The organism is Mesorhizobium sp. M7A.F.Ca.CA.001.10.2.1, from assembly GCF_003998575.1.
In the GTDB taxonomy this organism is placed as follows: Bacteria; Pseudomonadota; Alphaproteobacteria; order Rhizobiales; family Rhizobiaceae; genus Mesorhizobium.
In genome coordinates this window covers 1-2,280 of record NZ_RZQY01000823.1, presented here as the reverse complement: position 1 = coordinate 2,280, position 2,280 = coordinate 1, and the positions used below count along the sequence as shown (strand labels likewise).

The 2,280-nt window shown below is 60.8% G+C and carries 3 protein-coding genes; 1 reads left to right on the top strand and 2 read right to left on the bottom strand.

Annotated features, from left to right (window positions below; all coding sequences use genetic code 11):
* Nucleotides 1-654 (bottom strand): 1-acyl-sn-glycerol-3-phosphate acyltransferase (locus tag EN964_RS32205; protein WP_127277268.1); only part of this gene is annotated, 654 nt, incomplete at its 3' end.
* A 138-nt stretch (nt 655-792) separates the two neighbouring features.
* Between EN964_RS32205 and EN964_RS32200 the strand changes: the two genes are divergently transcribed.
* Nucleotides 793-1,290 carry a GNAT family N-acetyltransferase gene (locus EN964_RS32200; protein WP_127267641.1) on the top strand — a complete coding sequence of 166 codons (498 nt, stop codon included), beginning with the start codon at nt 793-795 and terminating at the stop codon, nt 1,288-1,290.
* Nucleotides 1,291-1,439: 149 nt separating this feature from the next.
* Here the strand turns inward: EN964_RS32200 and EN964_RS32195 are convergent.
* Nucleotides 1,440-2,280, bottom strand: an 841-nt coding sequence (locus EN964_RS32195) for a threonine--tRNA ligase (protein WP_245490713.1), incomplete at its 5' end; no start/stop codon positions are given.

The following is a 2,280-nucleotide window of genomic DNA, read 5'->3' as shown; positions in this document are numbered from 1 at the left end:
GACCAGATGGAACAGCCTGCCGTTCTGCCCGGAAAAATGCATCGGGATGACCGACGCCCTGGCGTCCTGGACGAGACGGGCGGGAAACATCTTCCACGGCAAGTCGCGTGCCTGGCCAAAGCCCTTCGGCGCGGTGGCGACACCGCCGGCCGGAAACACCACGATGGTGACGCCTTCCTTCAACAGCCGCACCGCCTCATGGCGCACGGCCATGTTGTTCTTCAGCGCGTCCTTGGTCTCGGAAAAGTCGATTGGCAGCGAGTAAGGCTCCATCTCGCGGATCTTGAGCAGGTCCTTGTGAATTATCACCCGGAACGGGCGTCCGAGCTGCTCGACCAACGACAGCACGGCAATGCCGTCACCAATGCCGAACGGATGATTGGCGACGATCACCAGCGGCGTGTTCGGCAACTGTGCCGGCGGCCACTGATCCGATGTCCGCACGCGGACGTCGATCAGTTCGAGCATACGGCTGAACACGCGTTCGCCTGTCGGCACGACCTGGCGGCGCCAGAAATCATAAAGTGCTGTGTAGCGGTCGCGGCCCGACAGGCCTTCGACCGAATGAATGAACCAGCGTGTCAGCGCCGGCTGGCGCGGATTGGCATAGGAAAGCTCGGGAAAGGGTCGTTCGCGCAATTTCAGCTTGAGCATGAGGGCTCGTTACAAGGTCGGCGTGACAGGGATATGAAGTAACCGATGTTCCGCCCCCACCGGCACTGGCCCGATGGGGTCAAGGCGCGGAGGCGAGAGCGTCTTGGCGGCCCGACGGTGGTTTGCTACACGAATCTCATGATCATACGACCAGAAAACGCCCATGACATTGCAGAAATCCGCGCGCTGGTCACCACCGCTTTCGACGGTGCGCCATACAGCGCTGGAACGGAGGGAGCCATTGTTGACGCCCTGAGAGCGGGAGGCGCGTTGACGGTTTCCTTGGTGGCAGAACAAGATGGTGAGATCGTTGGTCATGTCGCCTTCTCTTCAGTCAAGATCGACGGCACCGAAGTCAATTGGTACGGTCTCGGGCCAGTTGCAGTGCGACCTGACCGACAGCGGCAAGGCGTCGGTGTTCAGCTAATAGAAGCTGGACTTGACCGGATAAAATCGCTTGGCGCGGCTGGATGCGTGGTTCTAGGCGATCCCGGCTACTATTCCCGATTTGGGTTCAAGGCCGACCCCACTCTGAGGTTTCCAGACGTTCCGCCGGAGTATTTCCAATGTTTGGATTTTGGCCCTGACGCTCGGCAAGGCGTCGTCCTTTATCATCCGGCTTTTTACGGAGCCTAATCCACTTCACAAGGCGTGGTGGTCGCGTCTTCAAGGCAGCGCGTCCTGGCAATCAACCCGATGGTCGCCGACAAGGTGTGAAGGACATACCGCCTACTATGAAAATGGCGGTGGATCGCTCCACCGCCATTTGGTCGAAACCATGCCAATCAAGCCGCGCGTTTGCGCCGGCGGTCGGGTGTAACAGCTTCCTCGGTCAGTTGCGCGATCGCCTGGTCGAGGCCAAGCGATTCCTGGTCGCGCGAGCCCAGCCGGCGCATGTTGACGGTCTGCTCTTCCGCCTCGCGCTTGCCGCAGACGAGGATGACCGGAACCTTGGCTAGGCTGTGCTCGCGGACCTTGTAGTTGATCTTCTCGTTGCGCAGATCCGCTTCCGCCAACAGCCCTGCGGCCTTCAGCTTTGCCACCACCTCGGTCGCATAGCCGTCGGCATCCGACGTGATCGTCGCCACCACCACCTGCAGCGGCGCGAACCACAGCGGGAAATGGCCGGAATAGTTCTCGATCAGGATGCCGAGGAAGCGCTCCATCGAGCCGCAGATCGCGCGGTGCACCATCACAGGCTGCTTCTTCTCGGAATCGGAGCCGATATAGAAGGCGCCGAACCGTTCCGGCAGGTTGAAGTCGACCTGCGTCGTGCCGCACTGCCATTCGCGGCCGATGGCATCCTTGAGCACATATTCGAATTTCGGGCCGTAGAAGGCGCCCTCGCCCGGATTGATCGAGGTCTTGATGCGATTGCCGGACCGTGTCCTGATCGTCTCCAGCACGCTCCCCATGATCGCCTCGGCATGATCCCAGGCTTCGTCGGTGCCGACGCGTTTATCGGGCCGCGTCGACAGCTTGACGCTGATTTCGTCAAAACCGAAATCAGCATAGGTCGACAGGATCAGATCGTTGATGCGCAAGCACTCCGCGGCCAGCTGCTCCTCGGTGCAGAAGATGTGCGCATCGTCCTGCGTGAAGCCGCGAACGCGCATCAGCCCGTGC